The 26258-nt window shown below is 55.4% G+C and carries 23 protein-coding genes and 1 tRNA gene; 11 read left to right on the top strand and 13 right to left on the bottom strand.

Annotation, left to right across the window (positions count from 1 at the left end):
- Positions 1 to 208 precede the first annotated feature (208 nt).
- The 3 genes from SH421x_RS04140 to SH421x_RS04130 all read left to right on the top strand — a co-directional run bounded on the left by SH421x_RS04140 (position 209) and on the right by SH421x_RS04130 (position 2759).
- Positions 209 to 1117 carry a DUF1559 family PulG-like putative transporter gene (locus tag SH421x_RS04140; RefSeq protein ID WP_488854132.1) on the top strand — a complete coding sequence of 303 codons (909 nt, stop codon included), beginning with the start codon at positions 209 to 211 and terminating at the stop codon, positions 1115 to 1117.
- A 61-nt stretch (positions 1118 to 1178) separates the two neighbouring features.
- The gene (locus SH421x_RS04135; RefSeq protein ID WP_488854131.1) at positions 1179 to 1610 is read left to right on the top strand and encodes a hypothetical protein; all 432 of its coding nucleotides are present in this window, start codon (positions 1179 to 1181) and stop codon (positions 1608 to 1610) included.
- A 177-nt stretch (positions 1611 to 1787) separates the two neighbouring features.
- Positions 1788 to 2759 (top strand): transporter, encoded by a 972-nt coding sequence (locus tag SH421x_RS04130; protein ID WP_488854130.1) that lies wholly within the window; start codon positions 1788 to 1790, stop codon positions 2757 to 2759.
- A gap of 9 nt (positions 2760 to 2768) precedes the next feature.
- On the opposite strand, the gene SH421x_RS04125 is transcribed toward SH421x_RS04130, so the two are convergent.
- The gene (locus SH421x_RS04125) at positions 2769 to 4256 is read right to left on the bottom strand and encodes a DoxX family protein (RefSeq protein ID WP_488854129.1); all 1488 of its coding nucleotides are present in this window, start codon (positions 4254 to 4256) and stop codon (positions 2769 to 2771) included.
- 488 nt (positions 4257 to 4744) lie between these two features.
- Between SH421x_RS04125 and SH421x_RS04120 the strand changes: the two genes are divergently transcribed.
- Both SH421x_RS04120 and SH421x_RS04115 read left to right on the top strand, forming a co-directional pair.
- Positions 4745 to 5176, top strand: a complete 432-nt coding sequence (locus SH421x_RS04120; protein WP_488854128.1) for a carboxypeptidase-like regulatory domain-containing protein — start codon at positions 4745 to 4747, stop codon at positions 5174 to 5176.
- Positions 5177 to 5236: 60 nt separating this feature from the next.
- Positions 5237 to 6154 carry a DUF1559 family PulG-like putative transporter gene (locus tag SH421x_RS04115; protein WP_488854127.1) on the top strand — a complete coding sequence of 306 codons (918 nt, stop codon included), beginning with the start codon at positions 5237 to 5239 and terminating at the stop codon, positions 6152 to 6154.
- Between the two features lie 114 nt (positions 6155 to 6268).
- Here SH421x_RS04115 and SH421x_RS04110 read toward each other — a convergent pair whose 3' ends face one another.
- Positions 6269 to 7015 carry a class I SAM-dependent methyltransferase gene (locus tag SH421x_RS04110; protein ID WP_488854126.1) on the bottom strand — a complete coding sequence of 249 codons (747 nt, stop codon included), beginning with the start codon at positions 7013 to 7015 and terminating at the stop codon, positions 6269 to 6271.
- A gap of 155 nt (positions 7016 to 7170) precedes the next feature.
- On the opposite strand from SH421x_RS04110, the gene SH421x_RS04105 reads away from it, so the two are divergent.
- From SH421x_RS04105 to SH421x_RS04095, 3 genes are all read left to right on the top strand, one after another.
- A complete protein-coding gene (locus SH421x_RS04105; protein ID WP_488854125.1) occupies positions 7171 to 8208 on the top strand; it encodes a glycosyltransferase family 9 protein in 1038 nt (345 codons plus the stop codon).
- A 61-nt stretch (positions 8209 to 8269) separates the two neighbouring features.
- Entirely contained in the window at positions 8270 to 9292 is a 1023-nt protein-coding gene (locus SH421x_RS04100; RefSeq protein ID WP_488854124.1) for a M28 family peptidase, read from the top strand.
- A 46-nt stretch (positions 9293 to 9338) separates the two neighbouring features.
- The gene (locus SH421x_RS04095; protein ID WP_488854123.1) at positions 9339 to 9773 is read left to right on the top strand and encodes a hypothetical protein; all 435 of its coding nucleotides are present in this window, start codon (positions 9339 to 9341) and stop codon (positions 9771 to 9773) included.
- 118 nt (positions 9774 to 9891) lie between these two features.
- On the opposite strand, the gene SH421x_RS04090 is transcribed toward SH421x_RS04095, so the two are convergent.
- From SH421x_RS04090 to SH421x_RS04080, 3 genes are all read right to left on the bottom strand, one after another.
- Positions 9892 to 10347 (bottom strand): hypothetical protein, encoded by a 456-nt coding sequence (locus tag SH421x_RS04090; RefSeq protein WP_488854122.1) that lies wholly within the window; start codon positions 10345 to 10347, stop codon positions 9892 to 9894.
- Positions 10348 to 10430: 83 nt separating this feature from the next.
- Positions 10431 to 11366, bottom strand: a complete 936-nt coding sequence (locus tag SH421x_RS04085; RefSeq protein ID WP_488854121.1) for a DUF1559 family PulG-like putative transporter — start codon at positions 11364 to 11366, stop codon at positions 10431 to 10433.
- A gap of 357 nt (positions 11367 to 11723) precedes the next feature.
- The gene (locus SH421x_RS04080) at positions 11724 to 12734 is read right to left on the bottom strand and encodes an ATP-binding protein (protein ID WP_488854120.1); all 1011 of its coding nucleotides are present in this window, start codon (positions 12732 to 12734) and stop codon (positions 11724 to 11726) included.
- Between the two features lie 839 nt (positions 12735 to 13573).
- Between SH421x_RS04080 and SH421x_RS04075 the strand changes: the two genes are divergently transcribed.
- The gene (locus tag SH421x_RS04075; protein WP_488854119.1) at positions 13574 to 15076 is read left to right on the top strand and encodes a DUF1254 domain-containing protein; all 1503 of its coding nucleotides are present in this window, start codon (positions 13574 to 13576) and stop codon (positions 15074 to 15076) included.
- Positions 15077 to 15142: 66 nt separating this feature from the next.
- Here SH421x_RS04075 and SH421x_RS04070 read toward each other — a convergent pair.
- The 3 genes from SH421x_RS04070 to SH421x_RS04060 form a co-directional block, all read right to left on the bottom strand.
- Positions 15143 to 15216 (bottom strand) — tRNA-Arg (locus tag SH421x_RS04070).
- A 133-nt stretch (positions 15217 to 15349) separates the two neighbouring features.
- The gene (locus SH421x_RS04065; protein ID WP_488854118.1) at positions 15350 to 19324 is read right to left on the bottom strand and encodes a PVC-type heme-binding CxxCH protein; all 3975 of its coding nucleotides are present in this window, start codon (positions 19322 to 19324) and stop codon (positions 15350 to 15352) included.
- Positions 19325 to 19508: 184 nt separating this feature from the next.
- Positions 19509 to 20084: a protoglobin family protein gene (locus SH421x_RS04060; RefSeq protein ID WP_488854117.1), complete on the bottom strand. Its 576-nt coding sequence runs from the start codon at positions 20082 to 20084 to the stop codon at positions 19509 to 19511.
- A gap of 153 nt (positions 20085 to 20237) precedes the next feature.
- Here SH421x_RS04060 and SH421x_RS04055 point away from each other — a divergent pair, with 153 nt between their 5' ends.
- Both SH421x_RS04055 and SH421x_RS04050 read left to right on the top strand, forming a co-directional pair.
- On the top strand, positions 20238 to 20699 hold the full coding sequence (locus SH421x_RS04055) for an RrF2 family transcriptional regulator (RefSeq protein ID WP_488854116.1): 462 nt from the start codon (positions 20238 to 20240) through the stop codon (positions 20697 to 20699).
- A gap of 125 nt (positions 20700 to 20824) precedes the next feature.
- Positions 20825 to 22000, top strand: coding sequence for a mechanosensitive ion channel family protein (locus SH421x_RS04050; RefSeq protein ID WP_488854115.1), 1176 nt, complete (start codon positions 20825 to 20827; stop codon positions 21998 to 22000).
- 27 nt (positions 22001 to 22027) lie between these two features.
- Here SH421x_RS04050 and SH421x_RS04045 read toward each other — a convergent pair whose 3' ends face one another.
- From SH421x_RS04045 to fabD, 5 genes are all read right to left on the bottom strand, one after another.
- Positions 22028 to 22573 (bottom strand): dihydrofolate reductase family protein, encoded by a 546-nt coding sequence (locus tag SH421x_RS04045; protein ID WP_488854114.1) that lies wholly within the window; start codon positions 22571 to 22573, stop codon positions 22028 to 22030.
- A 170-nt stretch (positions 22574 to 22743) separates the two neighbouring features.
- Positions 22744 to 23985, bottom strand: coding sequence for a beta-ketoacyl-ACP synthase II (gene fabF, locus SH421x_RS04040; RefSeq protein WP_488854113.1), 1242 nt, complete (start codon positions 23983 to 23985; stop codon positions 22744 to 22746).
- Between the two features lie 30 nt (positions 23986 to 24015).
- Positions 24016 to 24252 (bottom strand): acyl carrier protein, encoded by a 237-nt coding sequence (locus tag SH421x_RS04035; RefSeq protein ID WP_002651224.1) that lies wholly within the window; start codon positions 24250 to 24252, stop codon positions 24016 to 24018.
- A gap of 223 nt (positions 24253 to 24475) precedes the next feature.
- Positions 24476 to 25246 carry a 3-oxoacyl-[acyl-carrier-protein] reductase gene (fabG, locus tag SH421x_RS04030; protein WP_488854112.1) on the bottom strand — a complete coding sequence of 257 codons (771 nt, stop codon included), beginning with the start codon at positions 25244 to 25246 and terminating at the stop codon, positions 24476 to 24478.
- 70 nt (positions 25247 to 25316) lie between these two features.
- The gene (gene fabD, locus SH421x_RS04025; RefSeq protein ID WP_488854111.1) at positions 25317 to 26225 is read right to left on the bottom strand and encodes an ACP S-malonyltransferase; all 909 of its coding nucleotides are present in this window, start codon (positions 26223 to 26225) and stop codon (positions 25317 to 25319) included.
- Positions 26226 to 26258: the final 33 nt, after the last annotated feature.

Below are 26258 nucleotides of genomic sequence, written 5' to 3'. Positions count from 1 at the left end.
ATATCAGTTTTGCGCGCTGGTCAATTCGCATAGAATTACCCTAATGCTGGGCTAGCGATGAGCAACTTCCCTCTAATCGCATGAATTCGCTATTTTGCCTGGAATTTATATATCCGCAAATCTTGGCAAGTGTTCAGCGTCGCCAGCAGACTCAGCCGTGTAGCGAGTTTCCTTATCTCTTCATCATCTAATCCCATAGGGTCTTCCAATGCGCAAAACGCATGGATTTACGCTGGTCGAACTGTTGGTCGTGATTGCGATTATCGGCGTCTTGATTGCGCTTTTATTGCCGGCAGTTCAACAGGCCCGCGAAGCAGCTCGGCGAATGCAGTGCACCAACAATCTCAAACAAATGGGATTGGCCTGCCATACCTACATGGACACCTATTCGTCGCAACTTCCGCCGGGGGCATTTTATGTACCGGCGACCGGCGTCTGGAATTCGCACAGTTTTGCGGTCGCGATCTTGCCTTTTTTGGAGCAAAACGCTTTGTACGAGCGGTACGACTTTACGAAGGCGCCTGACTCGACGCAAAACGCCATCGTGAGAAAATCGCAGGTCAATGCGTTCTTCTGCCCTAGCTTTGACGGCCAGCCGATCAGCACTTCGTCAATTGCATACTCGGACGGAGCATTGTTCACTTATCAGGCCGTAGGCGGGGTTTTCTACAACAGCGCAACCTTGGACCAAAACCTGACGACTTCGGCACATGGCAAGTTTCCGAGCAACGGAGTTTTTCGGATCGATGGCTCTCGTCGCGTGGCGGAAGTGACCGATGGACTTAGCAACACAATCATGATCGGCGAATATACGCATCGAGATAAATCTGGAACAAACGGCGGCTTCCCCGGCAATGTACGCGTCTGGGTGATCGGCGCGTTGACCAACCAGGCTTGTTACAGCACAAAGGCGATCTATCAAGACACGGTGAACTCTCGGCGCGATCGCTTGACCGGCGTAGCGTTTAATCATTTGCCGTTCACCAGTCTGCATCCAGGCGGGGTCAATTTTTCGGTGGCCGACGCCAGCGTTCACTTTGTACCAGAGACGATTGACTTTGATGTCTACCGTTCGCTGGCGACGATCAGCGGCGGCGAAACGGCGCCGCTTCCCTAGCCGCGTACCATTTCGGTGTGCTTGCCTGACCGGCGAAAGTAAGATGTCTCGGGAGAATACGATGCTTGGTTTCGATCGAATCGCGTTTGGCTTAGGCCTCTGCATGTTGCTCGCTGGATGTGGCGGCAACAATGGACTTGAGACTGCGCCGGTCTCTGGTGAAGTGAGCTACAAAGGCAAACCGCTGCCTTATGGTAGCGTCAGCTTTCGACCTCAAGCAGGGTCGCCTGCGACCGGCATGATCGGCAAGGATGGCAGATTTACGCTCTCTACCTATCGTGATGGAGACGGCGCGATCGTGGGGACGCACGCCGTGCTAATCAATGCGACCGAGCTTGACGCCGGGACTGCTGCGCCGGTCGAGCCGGGTGTAGAAATGCCGGTTCCCAAGTCACTGATCCCGCAACAATACATGAGCTTCTCGACCAGCGGAATCACCGCCGAAGTCAAAGCGGGAGAAAAGAATCACGTCAAGATCGAACTGCATGACTAAAGCAAGCTGCCACAGGGTTTGCTAGCATCTTCCAGCTTTTCTCTGCAGAAGCGGCGTCTTTGATTATCCCTAGTCGCCTCCTGCGACGATAGTGACGGTAACCCACAACTGCTAAATTCTCAATTTGCAGTCACCAGTTCCGAATTGATACGCGCCAGCCATTTTCAGAATCTCCGCATGCTTCGACCGAAGATTCCTTTGCGCTGGAACCGTATTGCGCTGACGCTAGGGATGGCTTGCTGGCTAGGGAACATCAATGCTTGGGCTGACGAAGCGCCAGAGCTTGCCGCTGAGTCATGCCTGAGCGGAACGTGCTTTGATCCCAGCCAATCGGCGAGCGACATTCTCCGCACGTACGGTCCCTGCGAGCATCAACGGCGAGGGACGCTCATGCAGTGGAGCTACGGAACCAGCTTCTCAGGCGGGCCAGATCTGGACAAACCGCTGGTGACTGATCGACCAGATTTTACCTCGGCAAGTTCGACCGTCGGCCGCGGCGTCGCCCAAGTTGAAATGGGCTATACCTACACCTATGACAATGATGCGGTGGCTGGAGCTGCTCACTCGTTTCCTGAAACATTATTGCGTTTTGGCGTCCTGGCCGATTGGTTGGAGCTACGCGTCTCATGGAACTACGGCCAACAATCGAGCGTACTAGACGACCTTGTCGGCAGCGAAGACTTGTATCTGGCCTGCGACATTGGCTTAACGCCGCAAGAGGGAATCTTGCCGGAGATGGTGCTGATCGCCCAGACAACGGTTCCAACCGGCGCTGACGATTTTACGGCGGGGCGCGTTTTGCCGGGACTCAACTGGGCTTACGGGTGGGAAGTGAGCGATTTTCTTACGACTGCCGGCAGCACGCAGTTTAACTTGGCGATCGATGATGTAACGGATGACGTCTATACCGAGTGGGCCCAGTCATGGACCGTTGGCTATTCTCTGACCGACAAATTAGGCGCCTACACCGAATGTTACGCATTGTTGCCCCACGATGCGCAATCAATGAAGCCAGAATACTATTTCAACGGCGGCTTCACCTATCTGCTGAATGACAATCTTCAATGGGATATTCGCGGAGGGGTCGGCCTAAATGACGCCGCCGATGATTATTTTGTCGGCAGCGGACTCTCGGTTCGATTTTACTAAAGCCCTTAATCACTGTCGTGATCGACTTTGCTCGTACGCTTCTAACCCTGCCGCAGTGATTAACGAACCTTCGCTTTCTACATAGGTCAGTCGCGGTTGCCGCAACAATGCTTTCAGGCCTACGTCGGAGATCTTCGTCTCATCGATTCCGATCCCTTCTAGCTTGGGGAGCAGCGGCAGGTTTTGCAGATCTTCATCGGTGATCGCGCAGCCTGTCAGATCCAACTGCTCTAGGTTCGGGAGGCCCGCCAACAGTCGCAGCAAGTCGGTGCGATAGATGTCGGGAGCAATGCGGACCGCATAAATCGGCGAGTTTTCGGCTCGCGTTAACATGATCACGCCGCGATTGCCCAGCAAAAAAACAGAGCGCCGATCGTCTAGTCCGACTCCGGCGACGACGCCTGGCGCGGAAGCATGAAACTCGTCCGACTCAATCCGCTCGATCTGGCCATCCGGCTGTTTGACGTAATACAAATCGTCGAGCGCATATCGCGTATCGGCGATATGCAATTTTGCGCCCGGGGGTGCGGATCGAGAGAAGTACTGTCGCAACAATCGCCGCTCATTCGGAAACGGAACGTTGAGTTCGCCCCAGCCATCAATATATTCTACGCCCGACTTGGTGGTGATCAGACCATCCGGCAAGTTGCCAGAATAGAGGACGCTGGCGATGCCGTGATCGATCCAGCCGACGTAAAATCCGGCTGGATAGACGAGGAGCACGCCGGCCGCCAACCATTCCCAGCGAGCCTTTGGCAAGGGATTAGGAATGCTGGCCAGTAACCAACAGCCGACGATCGCCGTGCAGAGGTTCCAGGGGATCACGCTGTAGTTCCAGTTGTAGGCAAGCGGCGACAAAAAAAGGATGATTCCGAGATGCATCAGTGCGCAAGGGATCGCCGCCCAGCGCGGTTGAAAGATCGCCAGCAAGCCGACGCTCAACTCCCCCAGCCCGACGCCCCAGCCAAACAACTCGCCGTATGCGGCTGGATCAAGCCCAAGCGACGATGTCATCTCCAACGCGTTCACTCCCAGCCAGTCCGGTGAGAGCAGTTTGTGCAGCCCGGCCCATGTCCAAAGCGACGCCAGAAACCAGCGCACCAACTGCATACCGCGCGGGTCAATAGTTGCCGCCATCAACACGGCGGTCGCAATAAACTGCGGCTGCGTCCGGAACTGATCAAAGACAAACGAAAGCAAGAGCGTACTCGCATGAATCACCAATCCCCACCGCGGACGAATGAGCAGAAATACGAGCGTCAGAAGCAACCAAACCCCAAACGGGATCTGCGGAAGCTCGATCAGCGGCAAATGAACCGGCGTTTGGCGAACCTGCCAGAGCGGCCAAGTGTAGAGAATGGTGATTGCCTGGGTGAGGGCGCAGACCACCAGCATTGCATACTGCAGATTTGACAGACCTACCCCAGACTTGGCGACCGCCGGTTGGGCTGTCGAGTTCGCAAGTTTGACTTTAGTGGGGAGAGGACCTGTAACCACAAATCTATTCCGTGATGAGCGGCGGCCACACCTACGCCAGCATTGAATTTGAGCTTTCGCTTAGAAACCGCTCTTTTTGTTGTGACACAAATGGCGAAAGTTGTCTATCCATCGCTACCCCGATTGGGAAAGTGAAAGCCATGCTGATTGAATTGAGTTCCAAGTCTGCATGCATGAGACGCACCTGCCTCGACGGATCGCCATCCCATCCCCTAAACGACCCTCCTCCTTGGTCCGATCACAATCTTATCTCTTGAAACAGGCGCCCCTCCAGCGACGGAGTCGACCGCGATTCGGTGGGGAGGGGCAACAATTCATCGGCTTCTGACATCTTTTCTCTAGCCAACCCGTGAAAACTATGGAAGAATAAGTGCACATGATATAACGTGACATCTAAAGAGCTTTATCCTTGGCTCCTTAGCTTGGCCCTGGCCGAGAAAAGATCGCGACTCATCCTTTCATTCGATTCTTTCCCCAGGAGTGCATTCATGCTTCGTCTCCTCCTACTAGGCTGCGCAGTCGCCGTAGGGCTGCTGCCGCTACTTGTGGGTTGCGGTTCTCCCCGCGACGGTTTGAACCGTCAGCCGGTCTCCGGCTCGGTCACTTTAAAAGGTCAGCCGCTCGAGAGCGGCTCCATTTCGCTAGAGCCACAAGACTCTTCATTAGGAACCAGCGGGGGCGCCGTGATTGAAAACGGCGAGTTCTCGATTGCACAACAACGGGGTCTGCCGCCGGGAACCTATACGGTGCGGATTTACAGCCCTGATCCAACAGCGATGGATTGGCCCGAAGGCGAAGCTCCCGGCGAAAGCCGCCGGCTTCCTAAAGAACGCGTTCCTGCCACTTGGAATACCAAAAGCGATCAAACCCTGACCGTCGAAGATGGCGGTGACAACCGCTTTGATCTGGCGATCCCCTAATCGCAGCAAGTTATACGTGCAGATCTCTCTTTTCTTATTCAATATCCCGGAACAGTAACCATGACTAATCAACGCAACCAATCACGCGGGTTCACGCTCGTCGAACTACTAGTCGTCATCGCAATTATTGGAGTCCTGATCGCGCTGCTACTGCCGGCAGTACAGCAAGCCCGCGAAGCGGCTCGGCGCATGCAATGCTCCAACAACTTAAAGCAGCTCGGCCTGGCGATGCACACCTATCACGACACGTTCAACAGTCTGCCTGCGGGCGTCTACGGCTGCTGCTTGGGAAGCTGGCAGTTGGCGATCCTGCCGCAGATGGAACTGGGCAATCTGTATAACAACTACGAGCAGAGACTATGGGACAACGACTACAGGTACAGCAGTCCGATGAATGTCGACGTTACCAGTACGCGGATTCAAACGTTGACTTGCCCCAGCGACGAACCGAACGCGCCCATCGCGACCAGCGGCGTGAACCTGACTTCGCACAATTACGCCGTCAACTATGGCAATACGGGTTATCTGCAGCAAACTACGCTGAACGGCGTCACCTTTGGTAAAGCGCCGTTTTCCCAAAATTCCTCCACGTCGATCAAGTTTTACGGACTACGCGATATTCTTGACGGGACCTCCAACACGCTATTAGCGTCAGAAGTCCTGCAAGGAAAATCGACCGATCTGCGCGGTTTCACTTGGTGGGGAGACGCATCGCAATTTACGACCTACCTGCCCCCGAACACCTCGCAGCCCGACGTTTACAACGGCACCTGCAAAAACGATCCGCAGGCCAACCTCCCCTGCACCGCGTCATCGACCAGCAACCCGGTGATGATGGCCTCGCGCAGTCGCCACCCCGGCGGCGTCCAGGCGCTGCGCTGCGATGGTTCGTCTGGGTTCATCTCAGAGAACATCCAACTCGACACCTGGCGAGCCCTATCGACCACCCAAGGCGCCGAAGTATTGGGCGAGTTTTAATCGGCCGCCCGTATAGCACAGGCCGCGACTAACGATCGACGAAATCGAGGCGATGCAGGGGCAAACTGGCTGGGATAGAAATTTCAAAGGGGCGGCGACAGGCCAAGGTCTGCCCTACCCCACGCGCTCAGCCGTCCAGGCTTCGCACTTGTAGACGACTTCTATTTGCGGCACTTCGGTTTGCTTTAGGTACTCGGCGAGTTCGGTCAAAAGCAGTTCTAAACGCTGGGATCCGGCGATGTGACTTAAACGGTTATGACTGCGCCAGAGCTGCAGATAGCGGTCTGGTGACATCAGCACGGTGTGCTTCGTTTCGTTACGACCGACGAAGCGAAAATCGCCGGTTGACTCAAGCGTTTGGTCCCAACCGCGATTGCGGTAAGCCTCGCTGAACTCTGGCACATGACGCTGGATCGCCTGCTCGGTCCAGCCGACGATGGTTCCGGTGGCAGCGACGCGGTTGTTCCAGAGGATCGTGAATCTCTGCCGGGGCTGAAGGATGCGGCTGATTTCCGGCAGCGCCTTTTGAGGCAGCGCCCAGTGAAATGCCTGGGCGGCGACGGCCCAAGCTTGCGACTGATCTGGCAGGTTGGTTGCTTCAAACGTACCGTCGACCCAAGTGACGCCGGGGATGTTAGCCTGCCGCCGCATCGCTTGATTGGGCTCTACGGCGGTCACGCGCAAGCCGGCGTTGGCCAAGACCTGAGAGAAGATTCCCGTGCCTGCGCCGAGATCCACCACTGGATCGCCGTCGGAAACGCCTGCCTGTGCTGCTAGCAACGAAATAAATTCGGCCGGATAGCTGGGTCGCGATGTGCCGTATGCTGCTGCTTGCTGCGAGAAATCACCGAGCGAGGACATGCAAACACCTGTGAACAGAGAGGATGCCAAGCTGCGGTTCACCTTGCCTTGAAAGGTCGCAGCAATTTAAGATGCGGAAACTCAATCGAACGGGTCTCGCTGCACGGATAGCATTACGAATTGGCGCGTTCGACTTTCAGGGAAGGAATGCGGCCATGGCTACCACCGATTCGCCGCGGATACTAATCGTTCGACTTAGTGCGTTGGGAGACGCGATACTTACGCTCCCGCTGCTCTGCGCCTTGCGAGCAAAATTCCCCGGCGCCCACATCACCTGGCTTACCGAACCAGTCGCCGCTCAAATTCTAGCGGGGCACCCCTGCCTTGATCAATTGTTGACTGTCCGCAAAGGCTGGCTGAAGCGTCCCAGCGAAATTTTCTCGCTGCGCCGCCAACTTCAGGCAGTAAAGTTTGACATTGCCTTCGACGTCCAAGGTCTTACCAAAAGCGCTGCTGCAGCCTGGCTTAGCGGGGCTCCACGACGTGTGTCGTTCTCTCGGGGACAAGCCCGCGAACTAGCGCCAAATCTAGCGACCGAGCAGATCACGCCCCAACAAAAGCATGTGGTCCGCCGCTACTTAGAGCTCGCCCAGGCGGTCGACATTTATTCGCCGGCAATTGAGTTTCGCCTGCCGATTGACGAGCGTGCGCGAACCGACGTCGCAATGATTCGTCGCGAACTCGACCGCACAGGCAATTTCGCCGTCCTAAACCCGGGGGCCGGTTGGTTCAGCAAAACTTGGATGCCGCAGCGATTTGCCGAAGTAGCCAAACATTTGCGAACCAAGTATCAATTGCCATCGCTAATTACTTGGGGAAACGAACAAGAAGCCGATTGGGCTGAAGAGATTGCCCAACTGTCAAAGGGAGCGGCGGTGATCGCACCGAAGCTGGCGCTGCCGCAATTGAAGGAGCTCTATCGCGGAGCCAATCTGTTTGTCGGCTGCGACACGGGCCCGCTGCATCTGGCCGCAGCGGTCGAAACCCCCTGCATTGCCCTGTTTGGGGTCACGCCGATCGAAGTTTGCTCCCCTTTGGGGCCGCACCAACAGGTCGTGCAAGCCTATTACCAGCCACTTTCTTCGCGTCAACGAGCTCGAGCCGGCAACGAAGCAATGCGGGCGATTTCGACCTCGATGGTGATCGACGCGATTGATTCTCTCTTTCAGCACCAAAGTCGGGAAGCGGCCTAGCTATTGGCGCCGTATAATCGATCCTAACCTTCTCGCTTAGCGGAATGCGATGGAAAAGATAATGCGCAAATTTGATGGGGCGACCCTGTTTCTGGCGGCGATGATTGCCGTCGCAGTCGGCGTACTCGGATACCTGGCCGTCTCCCAGTTTCAAACCTCGCGGCAGCCAGCTGCGGCGACTGTCGCCGCCGAAAAGCTGTCCGACTACGCACCATTCGATGGCGCCAAAGCGATGGAGTACCTCGAAGGGATGTGCGAGATCGGACCGCGTGCCAGCGGATCGCCGGGGATGGCGCGTCAGCAACAGTATCTGACCAAGATCCTCGAAGCGGCCGGCGGCACGGTGACGCGTCAAGAGTTTGAAGTCCGCCATCCCGAAGATGGCTCACGCGTTCCGATGGCCAACCTGATTGCGCAGTTTCATCCCGATCGACCAGAACGCATCCTGTTGTGCGCTCATTACGACACGCGTCCCTTTCCCGATCAAGATCCGCTCAATCCGCGGGGAACATTTGTCGGCGCCAATGATGGAGCAAGCGGCGTCGCCGTGCTCTGCGAGTTGGCCCGGCACCTGCCCCAACTGCAATCGGATGTCGGAGTCGACATCGTCTTCTTTGATGGCGAGGAGCTCGTCTACGATAATCGCCGCGATCCCTACTTTCTCGGATCGGAATATTTTGCTCGTGATTACGCCCAGAATCCGCCGGCCCATCGCTATCGCTATGGGGTATTGCTAGACATGGTGGGGGACAAGGATTTGCAAATTTATGAAGAGAAGAACAGTTTGCGATATCCAGAAGTGCGTCCGCTGGTGCAAGCGATCTGGGGAACCGCGCGGAAACTGGGAATTCGAGAATTCATCGCTCGGCCGCGACATGAAGTGCGGGACGACCATCTGGTGCTAAACGACATCGCCAAAATCCCGACCTGCGATATTATCGATTTTGATTATCCGAATCCAGGTTATGGCCCCAAGTACTGGCACACCGAAAAAGATGTGCCGGCTAATTGTTCGGCGTTTTCGCTTGCCAAGGTTGGCAAGACGGTCTTGACCTGGCTAAACGAACTGGAGCCTTCGCGGTAAGGACTTCGCCGCGCAGCTTTCCCCTTTTTAAGAATGCTGGACATTCATGCTCGCTTCGGCCATTCTTTCAGCTTTAATCTTATGCGTCGCGATTGTGATGCATGCGACGCATCTAGCGGCTTGGCGCCGCGCTGCGGCGGATGCCTCGCTGCCGGACTATCGGCGCAACTTTCTCCGTTTGCAGTTTCAGCGCCGGATGGCGGTGTGTCATATTCTGGCCGCCCTAGCGGCGGCGATCATGATCGGCCATTTCGTCCCCCGCTCGATCTTCTTCCTCATCTATTGGGGCTGCGTGATGCTGTTGATCGTGTGGATGGTGGTGCTGGCGATGGTCGACATGATGGCGACGCGCAACTTGATTCTGATCGAGCGAGATCAGCAGATCGCTAGGCGCCGAGCACTTGAGCAGCAGTTCGGCCAGCGGACGAAAGCTGCGCAAAGTTCTGCGGGAGATTCAGCGACTGAAGAAACGCAAGACTGAGACGGCGGCAGCAAGCTGAGGAACAGGCCCCTGAGATTGTACAGCCAAGAAAGCGCCAAAGGCCGTACTCCAGAGAGTTCGACCTTTGTTAATGCGCTGTTCCTGAATTACCACGTCGCTAGCTGCCGGTCATCCCTGCCGGGATCTCTCCCTTGTCGTTCAGATCGAAATTAAAATCGTGCGTAGAGTTGGAGACCTCCACCCGTAATTTCGACTGCTGATTATAGGGAGCCGGTAGATACTGGACCTGATCAGACAAGATCTGGCGTTCAATCTCTTCCGCAGTCGGATTCTTTTTTACAACATCTTTGGTGGCGTAGATCTGCACGGCGATCATGCCTGGTGAGGACTGGCCTCGGACGATCTTTCCATTTTCAATTGTCGCTCCGCCTGCCGAACTTTTGCCATCTACCGGAGTGAAAGAAATGGATCCGCTCTCGATCGGGGCCCCGTTAAAAGTGACATTGCCGGTGACCGTGACCATGCCGTCACTTCTACCGCACCCAAGCATCGCCACAAAAACGGCGGCAAAGCCGATCCCCGCCCAGACGCCACAAAACTTATTTGTCAACATCGTAAACTACTCCGCCATGGATGTTTAAGCAGCGGAAGACGGAGAGTGCAGATGCTGTTCGCCGTCACGCTTGCCGTATCGCGTTAGTTAGAAACGACTTCTCCACCTTGGGTCGAAGTCATTCCGCGCCACGACCAGATGTCGATCGTTTCTGGAACAAACGCGACCGAGCCATCGAAGTTAGCCACATTGACGCCGCCAGGATGCATGCTAAATGCCGCATACGTGGCGGTTTCCCATCGACCCGATTGGTGACAAGGAATTTTGTGCGTCGGATAGTCGTTCGGATCCCAGCAGCGGCGACCACCATCGACGGACGAGCGTGTGTTGGGGGTCAAATATCCAGTGAACCCAGCGCCGTTGCTAAAGATCGTGACGGCGTAACCCCCTTGCCAGCCGTTATTGCTTTGGTTGACCGGCACTTCGCCCAACATGACGGTATTGCTCGTGCCGTCGGTCACTGCGGAGAGGTTATAAACCTTGTTCATGCGAAAGGCGGCGCCGCCGTTGCTGTAGGTCCACAGACCATCCCAGTTATTGGCGTTCTCTTGATTGTAGTTGGTGCTGCCAACGCAAACCGCGTAGCTGGCCCGTTGATGTGACCAATCGCCGAAACCAGCTTGCGATTCGCCAACCGTCATGTTGTCAGACGGGCAAGACATCACCGACAACGAAGTGCCGCGATAGATCGGGTTGCGTCCGCCGTTGACGCGATCGGTCCAATCCAGTGAATCGGCAATTGCATTCTGCTCTAGGAACGGAAGAACTCGACCAACCCACGAGATCGTATCCCCATCCCAGCCGCTGAACCCGAGATACGGCAAGTTTCGATAGGTGTCGTGATAGTTGTGTATCGCCAAGGCGACGTTCTTCATATTGCTGACGCACTGGGTGCGGCGAGCAGCTTCGCGAGCCTGCTGAACAGCCGGCAACAGCAGAGCAATCAATACGCCGATAATAGCGATAACGACCAACAATTCGACAAGCGTAAAACCCGCTAGCGATTTCTTTTGTGACATGATGAGCTGCCTTCGACGAGTAAATAAAAAATCCAGGAACTCCTAAATTCTAAATTGCTCGCCCGCTGCATCAATGAGAATTGGGTTACCGGGATTTGAGTTCCTTTACACGCGATTTAGGAGCATTCTGCTCCCGCTGTCATTCTCCCTGAGCTTATTTGCTGATATGGCCTGCATTAAACTAACGCCTGGAAACCTTAACGGCGTTTTTTCCCTTACAGGGAGCTTGGCCCCAAGATTCTCTTCCCCTATTGGCCCGCTGTCACAGCAGTCGGCCAGACCAAGAATTGCGGGAATACGAACCGCAAAGGGCCAATTTTAGAGCACCAATCGGAGGGAGGTTGACTTCCGCTCCGACTAATTATCAGCACTTCGATGGGTCAATGGAGCGCCGGAGCGGCGAAAGATCATCGTAATTTCATTGCCATGTTCATTAAATTGCACGTCATCCATAAACGTTCGAATCAAGAATAAACCGCGGCCGCTAGGACGCGTGAGTTGCAGGAAATCTTCGGGATCGTAATGGACCTGCGAAACGTCGAAGCCGGGCCCTTCGTCGCGGACGATATAGTGCGACTCATCCGCTAGTTCACGAGCCGTAAAATAGACGCGACGCGAACAATAGGGTGCGATCGCCCGGCGGCGGGCTGCTTCTTCAAAGAAACGCTCCCCCCCTGTTTCTTTGAGCGAGGAACTGAGTTCAAGATTTCCGTGGTGCATTGCATTTCGCAGCGCTTCGTCGAGCGCAATACCAACGTGCAGCAGTTGGCCTTCATCCAAATGCCGAAACTGTTTCAGATAGTGCTGCATATGAGCAATCACCGCACCGATCAATTCGACGTCGTTTTCCAGCACAAAATGAAATTCGGTCTTGCTCCAACATTGGCCCAGCCGAACTTGCTGGCGATCGTGATGCGCTGCGGCAAGCACCTTACTCAACGTCTCTAGCAGCGAACCGGCGAGAATGCGTTTGGGTACGTAACTGGCCGCTCCATGTTGCAATGCTTGAATCGCGATTTCTTCGCTGCCGCAGGCGGTCATCAAGACCGTAGGAATCAACGGATATTGTTTCTGTATCTGCTCTACCAACGCGAGCCCGTCGATCCCCGGCAACCGCAAATCGGTTAGGACTACATCCGGCTGGTTGGCGGCGATCAATTGCAGCGCCTCTTCGCCGGATGAAGCGGTCGCGACATGCAGATTGCCGCGATTGTGATTCGACAGTAAGCCGCTGACCAGCGTGAGATCCGACGCGGCGGCATCGACAATCAGAATGCGAATCTCGTCGTAGCCGGTGACATAAAAACCAGCCGACTGCGGCGCAGAGCTGGCGCCAGCGGCGACCAACGATTTCGGAGAATTCGGCATTGCTGCTGCCTGTGATAATTGTGGGGAGTAATCGTGGACGCCGCTAACTCGTGTTGGACTCTAAGTTCATGCGAGAAACAACAGGGCGACTGCCGCTCAATGCAGGAAGGCGTTTCGGCTCAAATTTCAATATTCGGTGGTATGATCAGGGCGATCAGCGGTGAGCCAAATGCTATCGAAGTTTGGCAATCAAGCAAACGGCAGCATCCACAAAACCACCGCAATAACCCGTCGGGGTCTAATTGAAGAAACCGTCAGCAGCAGCGTCTTGAGAATTTTTTCGCTGGAGTCATCTTTCTTGAACAGCGAATGTCACCTTGGATGAATAGGCAAAAAAGCGGATTATCTGGCCTCCCCCCTCTTTGCTAGTGGTTATTGTAGCCAAGCTAGCTGCGCATCCGCTTCATTAGCCATACGTCAAAGTGGCTGCGTTTTTTACAATTCCCCGCTGCACTACAAACTCCCCGCCGCCGCAGCTGATGGTGATCAACGAGCCAGAGAAGAGTCTGCAGCCTCCCCTGATTCAAGCGCTCGCGAGATTGATCCGCCTATAGCAGCGAAAAACTATCAGGTCATTGTGGTGAGTCCTAGCGGCCCGTTGGTCGAACAACTGGAAGTGGACGAAACTTGCAAAGTGCTCTGATGAGAAAAACGATTGGACGAAGCAAAAATTCGCGAAAATCGACGCCCTATCGTCAAGATTTGTGAATTTATTTCTCTTGGCATTCTCGCCGCTCTATACTCGCAGCTGTTTGAAAACTGACAGCCGCTTAGTCGATCCAGGGCCATCCTTAGCTCTTGTCAGTTTTCCTCCGTTACAACACCTGGGAGATAGTGCAGTGATATCTTCGTATTGGCGTTTCTTAAAAATGTTGGCGATCGGCGCCTGGTGCGGAACTTTTGCCGGCTGCGCCGAAGAGACGAAACCAGTTACCGATTCGACGAAAAGTCCTCCTTCGGAAACAGATAAAAAGCCGATCGCAACTCCTCCCGCCGCGGTCGCCAAATCGACGCTTTCCGCTGCTGATGCCCAAGCGATCGCCGAAGATGCCTATATCTATGGTTATCCCCTGGTCACGATGGAAATGACCCGCCGCGTCATGACCAACGTGGCGGAGCCGGTCGGAACCAGGGCGCCAATGGGAAGCCTGATCCGGATGCAAGAGTATCCCAATGCAAGCTTCCGCGACGTCACCGCGCCGAATGCCGACACGCTCTATACAACCACTTGGATTGACGTCGCCAACGAACCGTGGGTGCTAAGTTTGCCTCAGGCGGATGACCGATATTATTTGTTTCCGCTGCTCGACGCTTGGACCGATGTCTTCCAGGCGCCGGGCAAACGAACCACCGGCACAGACCCGCAGCAATACGCAATCACCGGCCCCGGGTGGAAGGGAACATTGCCTGACGGAGTCACCGAATACAAATCGCCGACCAGCATTGTCTGGATTTTGGGGCGGATCTACTGTACCGGCACGCCGGAAGATTACGCCTCCGTTCACAAGTTGCAGGAGGAGATTTCGGTCGTCCCGCTTCGGGAGTTCGGCAAACCTTACACGCCGCCCCCAGGAAAAGTCGACCCAGCCATCGATATGAAGACTCCGGTCCGCGATCAAGTGAACGCGCTCGACATCGCGGCCTACTTCACGCTGCTCGCAGCGCTGTTGAAAGATAATCCGCCTGCCGAAGCCGACGCGCCGATCATCGCAAAGATGGCGAGCCTGGGTATCACCGCCGGCGAACCTTTCGCCTTTGATAAATTGGACCCCGCCGTCCAGTCCGCTTTAAAGGAGGTTCCCAAAGCCTCCTTTGAAAAGATCATGGCGCATTTCAAAGTCGCAGGCCAAGATATCAACGGCTGGGAATTTACCACCAAGACCGGTATCTATGGAACCGCCTACACGCAACGAGCTCTGATCGCCGCGATCGGTCTGGGCGCCAACCGACCTCAAGACGCGGTCTATCCAACTTCGACCGACGATGCCGACGGCAAGCCCTACAACGGCGCCAACAACTATTTGATGCACTTCGCCAAGGGAGAATTGCCGCCGGTTGATGGCTTCTGGTCACTAACGATGTACAACGGCGATTACTTCTTTGTCGAGAACGAGCTGAATCGCTACTCGATTAGTGCCCGCGATAACCTGAAAACCAATGAAGATGGTTCCGTCGACCTCTATCTCCAGGCCGAAAGCCCCGGGGCCGACAAAGAATCAAATTGGCTCCCCGCGCCCAAGGATAAATTTATCCTAATGCTACGTCTGTACTGGCCCTCCGAAAATGATCCCTCAATCCTGGACGGCAGCTGGAAGCCGCCTGCGGTGACGGTAGTGAAATAGTCGCCGCAGAGACGTTCACAAAAAAAACCGTCAATCGCTATCGATTGACGGTTATTTGTTCCAAAGTATCCCCGGCAGGGCTCGAACCTGCAACATCCCGCTTAGAAGGCGGGTGCTCTATCCAGTTGAGCTACGGGGACTCAACGTTGACTCTTCGGCTCCAATTCTAGCAAAATTGGCCGCTTGCCATAGATGATCTCCGCGGACCACCGTCAGACGCCGTTCAGACCGCGAAGGATCGCGCGGGTTGGCCTAAATTACCGCAAAATTCGCCTATTGAAGCGACTGCAAATAGGCGGAGACGTCACGCAGTTGGCGACGGGTCAGCACCTTGCTCATCTCCGGCATCAGCGAGACCCGCTGTTCGGCCAGGTCTTCAATGTCGTCCTGCGGAATCACGATTTCCTTTCCCAGGGCATCGCTTAGGACCAACTTGTCGTCATCTTCGTGGGTAACGATCCCCTGAACCGTCTTGCCGCTAACCAACAAGACAGAGGTCGCGCGATATTTCGGATCAATATCAGCGCTGGGTGCGACCATCGCCCGCAGCAGGTACTCGGCGTCACGCCGCTTGGCGACTCCATCAAGCGCCGGTCCGACGTCGCTGCCTGCTTTGCCAATCCGGTGACAGCGAATACAGGCCGCATCCAAATGGGTCATAAAGATTTTTTCGCCCAGCTTGGCGTCGCCGCCGAACAAGCTCGATCGATACGGCGCGATCACGGCCATGTCAGCAGTGCTCGGCGCCAATTGCTGAGCCATCTGAGCGATTTGCGGTGAGACAGAAGACTTGGCAGCGGCGGCAATTTCTAATTCAAGCTGCACGTCGAGCATCTTTTTCGCGAGGTGCTTTTCTAACTCGGTGATCAACAACTCGTTGGCCTGCTTTCCCGGGATCTTTCCCAACAGAGAAATCGCAACTTGCCTTTCAGCCAGCGTCCACTTGTTGCTGGCAAGCAACTGAGCAATCCGATTGAGCCCGACGTCATGAAACCTCGGCATCTCCATCTGTCGTAGCGTCGCTAAACGAAGCTCCGCGGATTTTGCTTGCCAAAACTGGGGCAACGTCGCGTGAATGAGATCGGACTTAGAAGTTGTCAAAGAGCGCATTGCTTCGACGCGCAACTCGGTATCCAGCTGGTTATCCAACGCAATCTGCTGCAAGAGCTCCGGAGGCAGCGTCATTTCTAGCATGTCGGCCATCGCCAAAGTCGCAGCACGAATTTTTTGACTGGGATCTTCCAGCAATGCAGCGACCAGCGGCGGCAAGCTTTCCGTCGGCAAGTTCCGCTCGATCGCGATGCGATACTTCTCACGATTGCGACCATCCACCCGATCCAGTCGCGGCTCTTCGGGCCATTGAGCTAATGCATCAATCGCTTCCAATCGCATCGCTAACGGCTGCTTGTCATTTTTGGCGAAGGCGATTACCCGCTGTGCGCTGGCTGCGTCTCCCAAACGATAATTGGCGTTGATCATGCGAATCGTCACGGCAGTATTATCGCCCTGCGATTGCTCAAGCAGTGAGGCGAGTTCTGGCATGGCGGCAGGGATCGAAAAATCGTCATGGATTGCTGTTACGGCCTCCTGCACGACGCGTGGATCGGTGTCTTTCAGAAACATTGCAACCTGCGGATTGGCTTGCTGCCGCAACGCCACCACCGCCGCCAAACGAACTTGCGCCTGGGGATGTTTAGCCAATTGGGCGATATCCTCTCGTGCGGCCAAGGCCATCGCGCCGGCGTGTCGCAGATAGAGATCTTGGCCCTCGTTCTCGGCCAGCATCGCGGCAATTGCCGCCAAGTCGCCTGACTGCGGATGAGCGGCCAGCGCTTGCGCGGCGAAGAAGCGAACCCGCGGACTGTTATCCTTCAGCAACGCGACCAGAGACGGCCCCGCATAGCGGGGAATATCCGAAATCGTGCGGAGCGTCTGAGCCAAAACCTCTGCATCGGCAGCGGTGGTTAATTCGCCTAGCGTGCTGACCGCTGCTGCATTTCCCTGGCAAGCCAGTTGCCCTAATCCCCAGATTGCATGGAAGCGGGCCAGTTGCGAAGTATTCTGTTTCACAGCCGATTGCAGCGTTGCCAGTTCGCCAAGTTTGACCAATTGGAATTGCGCTTCGAGCCGGATGCGTTGATCGGCATGCTGGAGCAACTTTGCTAACTCGGCCGGGTCACGTTGGGCGAAGCCGGCGGCCAATAGCTGGCGAACTTCTGTACGGATTGGCGAATCGGCGGAACCTGGCACGTCAATTTTCCAGACAGCGCCTTTTTCGTTCAGCGGATATCCGCCGCCCCAATCGACTCCGTACAAGCCGCCATCGGGGCCAAAGTTGATACCAACCAACGGAATGCCGTTGCCGATCTTATGCTGATTGATCATGGTGAACGAAGCGCCAGCGGCTTTGGCTTGAAAGGCGAACTGCACGCCGCCGGGAGCCCCGGTCAAAAAGAAATAGTCTTTGTACTGAGGGCTGAGAGCCGTACCAGGATTAAATGCAAAGCCGGCAGGTCCATCCAGCGAATAGGCCAACGGCGGCGTCAGATAAGCAGGCTGTGCCGCGCGCCGCGTTTGCCACAGTTCTTCTTCCATCCAGGGATTGTAGCGCTCGCCGCGATATTGATAGTTACAGCGCCAGCCGGCGTCGATCCCTTTGGCGATATAGACGAATCGCTCCTTCTCTCCCTTTTGGTCAGAGTCATTGTCGACGCCAAACAGATTGCCCTGCGCGTCAAACGCCAATTCTTGGACGTTGCGCAGACCGTGGGCGAAGACCTCGAAATCGCTGCCATCTGAATTGCAACGCATGACGCCACCCTGATTGGGATAGCGAAATTCTCGGCCTTCCTGCGAGACCACATGAATCCCTTTATCGCCAACCGACCAATAGATCTTGCCATCGGGACCGACGGTCAATCCGTGCATGTCGTGGCCTGCATAGGCGATATGAAACCCAAAGCCGGTCGCCATGATTTCGCGCTGATCCGCTTTGCCGTCCCCGTTGGTATCGCGCAGCCGCCAAACATCGGGCGCGATCGTGGCGAAGACATCACCGTCATGCCATAACATGCCGGCGGCGATGCCGGTGATTTCGGTTTGAAAGCCATCGGCGTAGGTTTCGATTTTGTCGGCAGCTCCGTCGCCATCGACATCTTCTAGGCGATGAATCTTTTCGGACAACACGGTCAGGTCATGCCAATCTTTGACGCCATCCTGGTTCACGTCGTCCACCCGCTTCTTCTTTGGTTCGGGTCCGCCGCTCGGCATTTGCGCATGAAAAAAAGCCTGCTTATCGGCAGGCGACTCAAAGCCAACGTCGTCGGGGATCCAGTCGGTGTTGGCCCGGATGTCGAGGTCTTGCGACTTGCGCCGCATCGTCTGCGTGACGTACGCGCGACCTTGATTGTCGAGACTGATCGCCACCGGGTCTGGCACATTTACGTCGCCGCTCCAGCGAATGAACTCTAGCGTGCTGGGATCGGCTGCCGATAGTTTCTTGGCGGACTTTTCACTTGGTTTGACAGGCGGCTTCGCTGCTTCTTTTTCTTTCTTGGCGGCCGGTTTAAGCGGGGGCTGCTGGACGACGACTCCATTAATTTTCACATCGTCCCACAGTCCAAGATCATCGAAAGAGCCGATTGCGATTCGTCCCCATGCGAAGCGTTTGTCATGGGCGACCATTTGCGGTTTTTCCATGTCATCGAAGTAAACTTCGATCAGTCCCGTTTCGACTTTGCGGACAATCTTGATCGAATGCCAAGTGTCATCTTTCCAGGGCGTTCCGGGACTCGTTTTTTCGCTGATTTTGATGCGCGGCGCGTTGTCGACCACAAAGATCTGATTCGAGTGATCGTCGGTCTTCTCGCCTAAGTGAACATAGTAGAAGTGGGCCGCGTCCTGCATGCCCCACGCGACCACCATATCGCGATGTCCTCGTGACGTTTGCAGCGTTTTTGCTTTGGCGGTTAGGACGAAGTCGCCCAGCAACTTGTCTTTGAGGATCGCTAGTGAGAAAGGACTGCGATGCGGCGGCTGATACTTGCCGACGCCGCTCAGCTTGAACGCGTGATTGCCATCCTCCAGCTTGACCACCGACCAGGTCGCCGGATCAGTCGGTCGCCAAGCGCCGGCGCCGTTTTCAAAGTTGTCAGCAAATACCAGCGGCAACGGGTCTGCCTCGGCAGACGAAACTCGGCCAGCTTGGGAGACAACAATCAACAGCCCCAACAAGGCGAATCGATGCATAAGACGGCAGGTGGTTAGCGAAAGGAAATCAGACGCCGGCGCAAGCAGGCTCAGCGACGCGGAGGAATCTTTTCAGAATAGTCCGATTTGCTGCTCCCGCAAACCGCCAAAAGAGGGCAACGGCAGAAATTGACAGCAGGCGTAGCCAACTGTCGCCGCTGCCGAGGCTCAACAGCACCATGAATTACGACGAGACATAGTGCCGCGAGATCAGATCCATCTGGATCCAGAGCAGTTTGTTGAAGGCGCGGAGCGTCGTGACTTCGGTCTCACGCGGTAAATTGAGGCTGCAAATGGTCGCGATTAGCGCATCGGTGACAAACGTCATCAACGCATTGATCTGCACCAATGGGACGACGATCGCTTTGTTGCCTGCATTTGGAGTATGAATCTTGCCGACCATATCGAGATACATCAGCATCTTCGCGTCATACGGACGTGTGACTAACGCCTCTAGATATCGGCTCAAATGGAGCTTGCGAAAGGTGATTTGGGCATGATCGATCCCCAAATCTTCGAGCTTCTCCGGCATCGGTCCGTCATAACCATGCTGCCGCGGCATAAAGTGCCGCCAAGTCGCGTCATATTGATGCAGCTTGTCGTAAACCGCGTCAACCAGGGCCGGCACGATCGGGCCTAAAAGCGGCGCGGCGCCGTGAATCGCCGAGATATCCTCTGGCCCAAAGCCGGTGAACTCTTGCAAGTATTGAAAGCGATAGGCAATGTCTTCTTCGAGACGCGTTTCATCAATGTATTGCACCGCGAGCTCCTTCGACCTGTCCCAGTTGGTAGCTTGGGCTAAAATAAAGGACCATCGACCGACAGATCGAGTGACTATTATTTGCTATTTCAATTTAAGCCGCTATTAATTGGACGTCAACATCCAATTAAGTCTCTCAAGACTACACGATCTATGTTTTCGCAAACTGTCGAATACGCGTTGCGCGCCGTTTGCTACCTGGCCCAGGCCGCTCCTAACTCCTGCACCACCGAAGAAATTTCGACCAGCACGCGAGTTCCCCTCGCCTATTTATCGAAAGTGCTGCAAGGGCTGGTAAAGTCTGGAGTTGTCCGTTCGCAGCGAGGAATCGGGGGCGGAATGTCGCTGATGAAGTTCCCTGAAGAATTGACCATCCTCGAGGTAGTCAATGCGGTCGACCCTATTCAACGAATTCACACCTGTCCACTGGGACTTGCCGCGCACGGTGTAAAACTGTGCGCTTTGCATCGCCGTCTCGACAACGCATTAAAGGGGGTTGAAGAGGCTTTTGGGGCGACAACGCTGGCCGAAGTGATCGCCGAGCCCTCCGAAAGCATCCCCTTATGTGAATTTCCGGGCAAATCTCCGATCAAAAAAGGACCATCTGCCGATTAAACCAGCTTTAATGGAGTTACGGGTTACCCTTGGCCAGCAGAAATCCCCACTGACCTATCTTGCGAAAAAGCTACAATATCCCAATTAGGGCAAACAGCAGCCCAATTTGGTGACTGAGACAGTAAATGGACCTATTCCCCTCTGCAAAAAATATCGACTGGGCCCAACAAGCGGAACAGTTCAGTGAGTACTTCTCTACCGGCGAGCTGATCCAAAACGGGATCGCGACGCTGGTGATCGTACTGCTGCTGTTGGTGTTGCGCAGTATTCTGGTGCGCGCGGTACGTCGCAGCGATAAGCTGCCGAGCGACGTTCGCCGTCGCTGGCTGGTTCAAATCCGCAACGGTTTGCTCTTCCTGTTCCTGCTTGGCATGACCATCGTCTGGGCCTCGCAGATTCAGCACGTTACGATTTCGATCTTGGCGTTCGCCGTCGCGGTGGTGATTGCGCTCAAAGAACTGATCCAATGCGTCTCAGGCTCGATCATGAAAGCCGTCGGCCGACCGTTCAAACTGGGCGATCGGATCGAATTTCAGCATATCCGCGGCGACGTCATCGACCATAACATCCTGACGACCACGATCATGGAGATCGGTCCCGATCAGATGACGCAGCAGTTGACCGGCCGCGCAATCGTCGTGCCGAACAACATGTTCCTGAACAAGGTCGTGATCAACGAGACCTTTACGCAGGAATATGTGCTGCACTGCTTTAAGATCCCTTGCAGCCTGAAAGATGACTGGCGACAGACCGAGCTAGATCTGCTGGAAGCGGCTAAGATCGAGTGCGAACCATGGCTCTCAAAGGCGCGGCAGCACTTTGACTTACTCGCCAAACAACAAGGTCTGACCGTGCTGTCGGTCGATCCGCGAATCACTTTCCGCATCCCCAAAGCAGGCGAATTAGAGCTAGTAGTCCGCGTTGTGGCGCCGGCTCGCCGCAAAGGTCGAGTCGAGCAATCGATTCTCCGCCGCATGCTCGATCGCCAGTGGGAACGGACCAAAGCGGCCGAAGCCGAGAAACTAGCGGCCGAAGAAGCGAAAGCCGCGGCGGCAATTGCTGCTGCTGCCGAAGCGACTGCCGCTGCTTTACCTGCTCCCACCGAGATCGCCACGCCGGCTATTACCAACAACACGGCCGAATCAGCTGAGCAACCTAGCGATACGCCTGAGATGTCAGCGACGCCGGCATTGCCCAGCATGGCCTTACCCCCCTCCGCCGACCCCAATCCCGGCGCGGCAGGCGGCGCAACCTTGGGCAACACCGGAGTAACGGCGTCACGCAATACTCGGTTTCCCTAGAACATCGCAAGCGACCGTAGTAGCCAACTAGGGATCGTATGCAACTTGATAATGCGTCAACAAAAACCCTGCTTCGTTCACCTTGCTCGACAGTAGTTTGAGCGGCGGTGACACGATCCGTCTCGGCAACAATGGCGATCCGCCTCCCAGCATGACCGGTGCGTATTGGACGAACACCTCGTCCAACAAGCCGGCCGCAAAAAATTGCCCAACCAAGTCTCCTCCGCCGACAATCCATAGATTCTGCTCGCCGGCGATTGTGCTCATCTGCTGATGCACAGGCCGCACATCGCCGCTGACAAAGCGAATATCGGCGCCTTCGATGATTGGCAAAGACCGTGAAGTAAACACCCAAGTTGGCTGCTGGTAGAACCATGAATCGCCGGAGCTGGCCATATGCCGCAAGAGCCATTCGTAGGTACCTGAGCCCATTGCCAGAACCGCGACCTCTGCAATAAACGCGTCATACTCCGCCCCGGGTTCAACTCCAAACTGAAACAGCCACTCCAGTGAATGGCTTTTGTCAGCGATATAGCCATCTAAACTGGAAGCAGTAAAGTATTGCGTTTTCATGATCGGCTCCGAGCGACACAAGATGCAGACGGTAATGCGAAAACTGGCTTTTGCAACAAGCTTGGGAAATCAACCCTCCCACCTTACTACCGGTCTGCCTTGCTGTCTGCGCACAAAAAAAGGCGCCAATAGCAGGCGCCTTGTTGATCGATATTTTGCAATGGAGCCGTTTACTCGCTGTACTTACCAACAATTACCGAAGCGTTGTGTCCGCCGAAGCCGAAACTGTTGCTCATCGCGTAGTTCAGCTCACGCGATTTTGCGACGTTCGGCGTGTAGTCAAGATCGCACTTTGGATCAGGCTCTTCTAGGTTGATGGTCGGTGGTACGGTCGAAGTTTTCATCGCCATGATCGAGATAATCATCTCGATACCGCCTGAGGCGCCCAGCGAATGCCCCAAGGCGCTCTTGGTGCTAGAAACGCTCAGCCGATAGGCATGTTCGCCAAAGACGTTTTTGATTGCTTTGGTTTCGGCGACATCTCCCGGCGGCGTACTGGTGCCGTGAGCATTGATGTAGTCAATGCAGTCGGCCTTCAGGTTGCCGTCGTTCAGTGCGTTTTGCATTGCACGCGACGCTCCGCGACCATCTTCATCCGGCGATGTGATGTGCCCTGCGTCGCCGCTGCAACCATAGCCGACGAGTTCGGCGTAGATCGTAGCGCCGCGAGCCTTGGCGGACTCCAGCTCTTCCAGCACGACGATTCCGGCCCCTTCGCTCATGACAAACCCGTCACGACCTAAGTCAAACGGGCGACTGGCTTTGGTTGGGTCAGAATTGCGAGTCGAGAGAGCACGCATGTTGGCGAAGGCGCTCATGCCCATCGGCGTGATCGCGGCTTCGGTGCCGCCGGTGATCATGACATCGGCTTCATCGTATTGAATCGCCTTCATCGCGTCACCGATGGCGTTGGTAGCGCTAGCGCAAGCGGTGGCAACAGTGAAGTTGGGACCGCGCAGGCCATATCGAATCGAGATATTACCGCCGGCTGCGTTGAGCATCAGCTTCGGAATTGTCATCGGCGAGACCCGATCAGGCCCCTTCAGCAGCAAACGCTCGACTTGATCTTCGATCGTTTGCAAACCGCCGATTCCAGAACCTAGAATCACTCCACAGCGGAACGAGTCATAATTCGAGAAATCGATGTTGGAATCGTTGATCGCATCAACTGCGCCGACCATCGCAAATTGCGTAAAGCGGTCGACGCGGTTGAGTTCCCGCGTATCAAAGTAGTTGGTCGGGCTCCAATCATGGAGATCCCCACCAAAGTTAACTTTGAACTTGGTAGTATCGAACAGCTTCAGTTCATGAATACCGCTCTCCCCCGCCGTCAGCTTCGTCCAGAATTCATCCAGACGATGACTGAGGGAGGTAACGATTCCCAGTCCAGTAACGACGACTCGTCGCTTCATTCCCTTGAACTCTTCCGAAGGTCGACGAAATTACGAATTCTTTGCTTCTTCGATAAACTTGATCGCCTGACCGACCGTTTCGATCTTGTCAGCAGCGTCTTCAGGAATATCGATGTCGAACTCTTCTTCCAGTTCCATCACCAACTCGACCGTATCGAGCGAATCGGCGCCGAGATCGTTGACAAACGAACTCTCCATCGTGATTTTGTCTTGGTCGACGCCCAACTGACTGGCGACGATCTCAAATACGCGTTCTTGTACCGACACGGCGTGAAGCCCTCCGCAAGAAACCAAGGAACCTGGCTTATTTACAGTATGTAAATTGTGCAAGCGTTAAAAATTCAAGTCCAACAAGATAGAGGAATTCTGCAAGACAGGTCAAGGTGGAAGAGACCTGCCCTGCGGCAATTCGTTTCGATCCGATGGACTTGCGTGACTATAGTCTTAAATGTATTCAGGTCAGCAAGTTTCGTCGATCAGGGGTGACCAATTAACCGGTCATTCCCCCATCAATTGTCAGAACTTGTCCGGTAATGTAGGCAGCTTGGGGGCTTGCCAGGAAAAGAACGCCATCGGCAATCTCTTCTGGTTTACCCATACGCTGAGCCGGAATCCGCTTCTTGACCTCATCCATGACCGCCGGCCCCAAGACCTTGGTCATGTCGCTTTCGATAAAGCCGGGACAGATCGCGTTGACCGTTACCTTGCGTTTGCCCAGTTCACGACTCAGGCTGCGAGTGAACCCAATCATCCCCGCCTTCGAGGCCGAATAATTGGTTTGGCCCGGGTTCCCCATCAGCCCTGAAACGCTGCTGATGTTAATAATCCGGCCAAATCGGGCACGCATCATCTGCTTCGACGCAGATCGCGTAAACAAGAACATCCCCCGCAAATTGGTTTCGATGACGTTGTCCCATTCGTCATCGGTCATGACCGGCAGCAGATTGTCGCGGGTAACGCCGGCATTGTTGACCAGGACGTCCAGCTTTCCCCACTTCTCCACTACGGAGTCGACGACCGCTTCTACGCTTTCACGCTTGGTGACGTCGCAACTGTAAGCTTCGGCGACTCCGCCGGCCGCTTCGATTGTGGCGACAGTATCCGCCAATTTTTCGGCATTACGAGCAACCACCGCGACTTTGGCGCCGCGCGAAGCCATCGCGATCGCGATCGATTTACCGATCCCTTGCGAAGCGCCAGTGACGATCGCGGTAAGTCCGTTCAAATCGACTGGTAATGCGGCGTGGGAATTGTCGCTCATCAAAATTACCTAACGTAAATGGCGCCTGAGGGCAAATGGCCTTTGGGCCGTGTAATGTTGAGATCTGGCTTTAGGCCGTAATATTATTGAATTCCGCTTTTCGCTCGATCCGCTTCATGAGACCACGAAGCACGCGACCAGCGCCGATCTCGAAAAATTCGTTAAATCCAGCGTCCAGCAAATAACGCATCGAATCTTCCCAGCGCACCGGGGAGCAAACCTGCTGAATCAGCAACTGGCGAATTTCTTCGGGGTCACAATGCGGGACGGCATCAACATTAGACACCACCGGGATTCGCGGAGCCGACATCGGCACATCGGCAAGCGCCGCGGCCAGCTTTTCGACTGCCGGCTGCATGATTTGGGTATGAAACGCACCGGCTACCGCCAGCGGCATGACTTTCATCGCGCCTGCTTTTTCGGCAATCGCTGGAACACGCTCGCAAGCGTCGTTGGAGCCAGAAACGACGATATTGCCGGGACAAAGCAGATTTGCGATCTCTAGGATGTCGTCGCCGCGGGCCTCATCGCAGATGGCCGAGACTTGATCGCGGTCCATCCCCAAGACGCTGACCATGCCGCTGGGCATCGCGTCCGCTGCGGCCTGCATAGCGGCGCCGCGGATCTGAACGACCCGCAGTGCGTCCTCAAACTCCATCACGCCAGCAAAGACCATCGCGGTATACTCGCCCAGGCTTAGTCCGGCGGTCCCTTCGCACGATAACAGAGCATCTGGATTTTCTTCGCGCATCGATTCGAGCGCGGCGATGCTGGTGACAAACAGCGCAGGCTGGCTGAAGACGGTCGAATCCAGCCTAGCGGCGGGACCGTTGAAACAGAGCTCGGCCAGATCATAGCCGAGGATCTCGCCAGCGCGCTGAAATAACTCGGCCGCCTTCGGACTCGAAGCGGCGAGCTGCTTACCCATGCCGACGTATTGAGCTCCCTGACCCGGGAACAGAAACGCGATCTTGCTCACGCGATTCCCCTTCTCGTGGTCGCGAAAGTGCTA

Source organism: Blastopirellula sp. SH421 (assembly GCF_057808535.1).
Note: the sequence above shows the minus strand (reverse complement) of the source record. Positions and strands in the feature narration are given on the sequence as shown.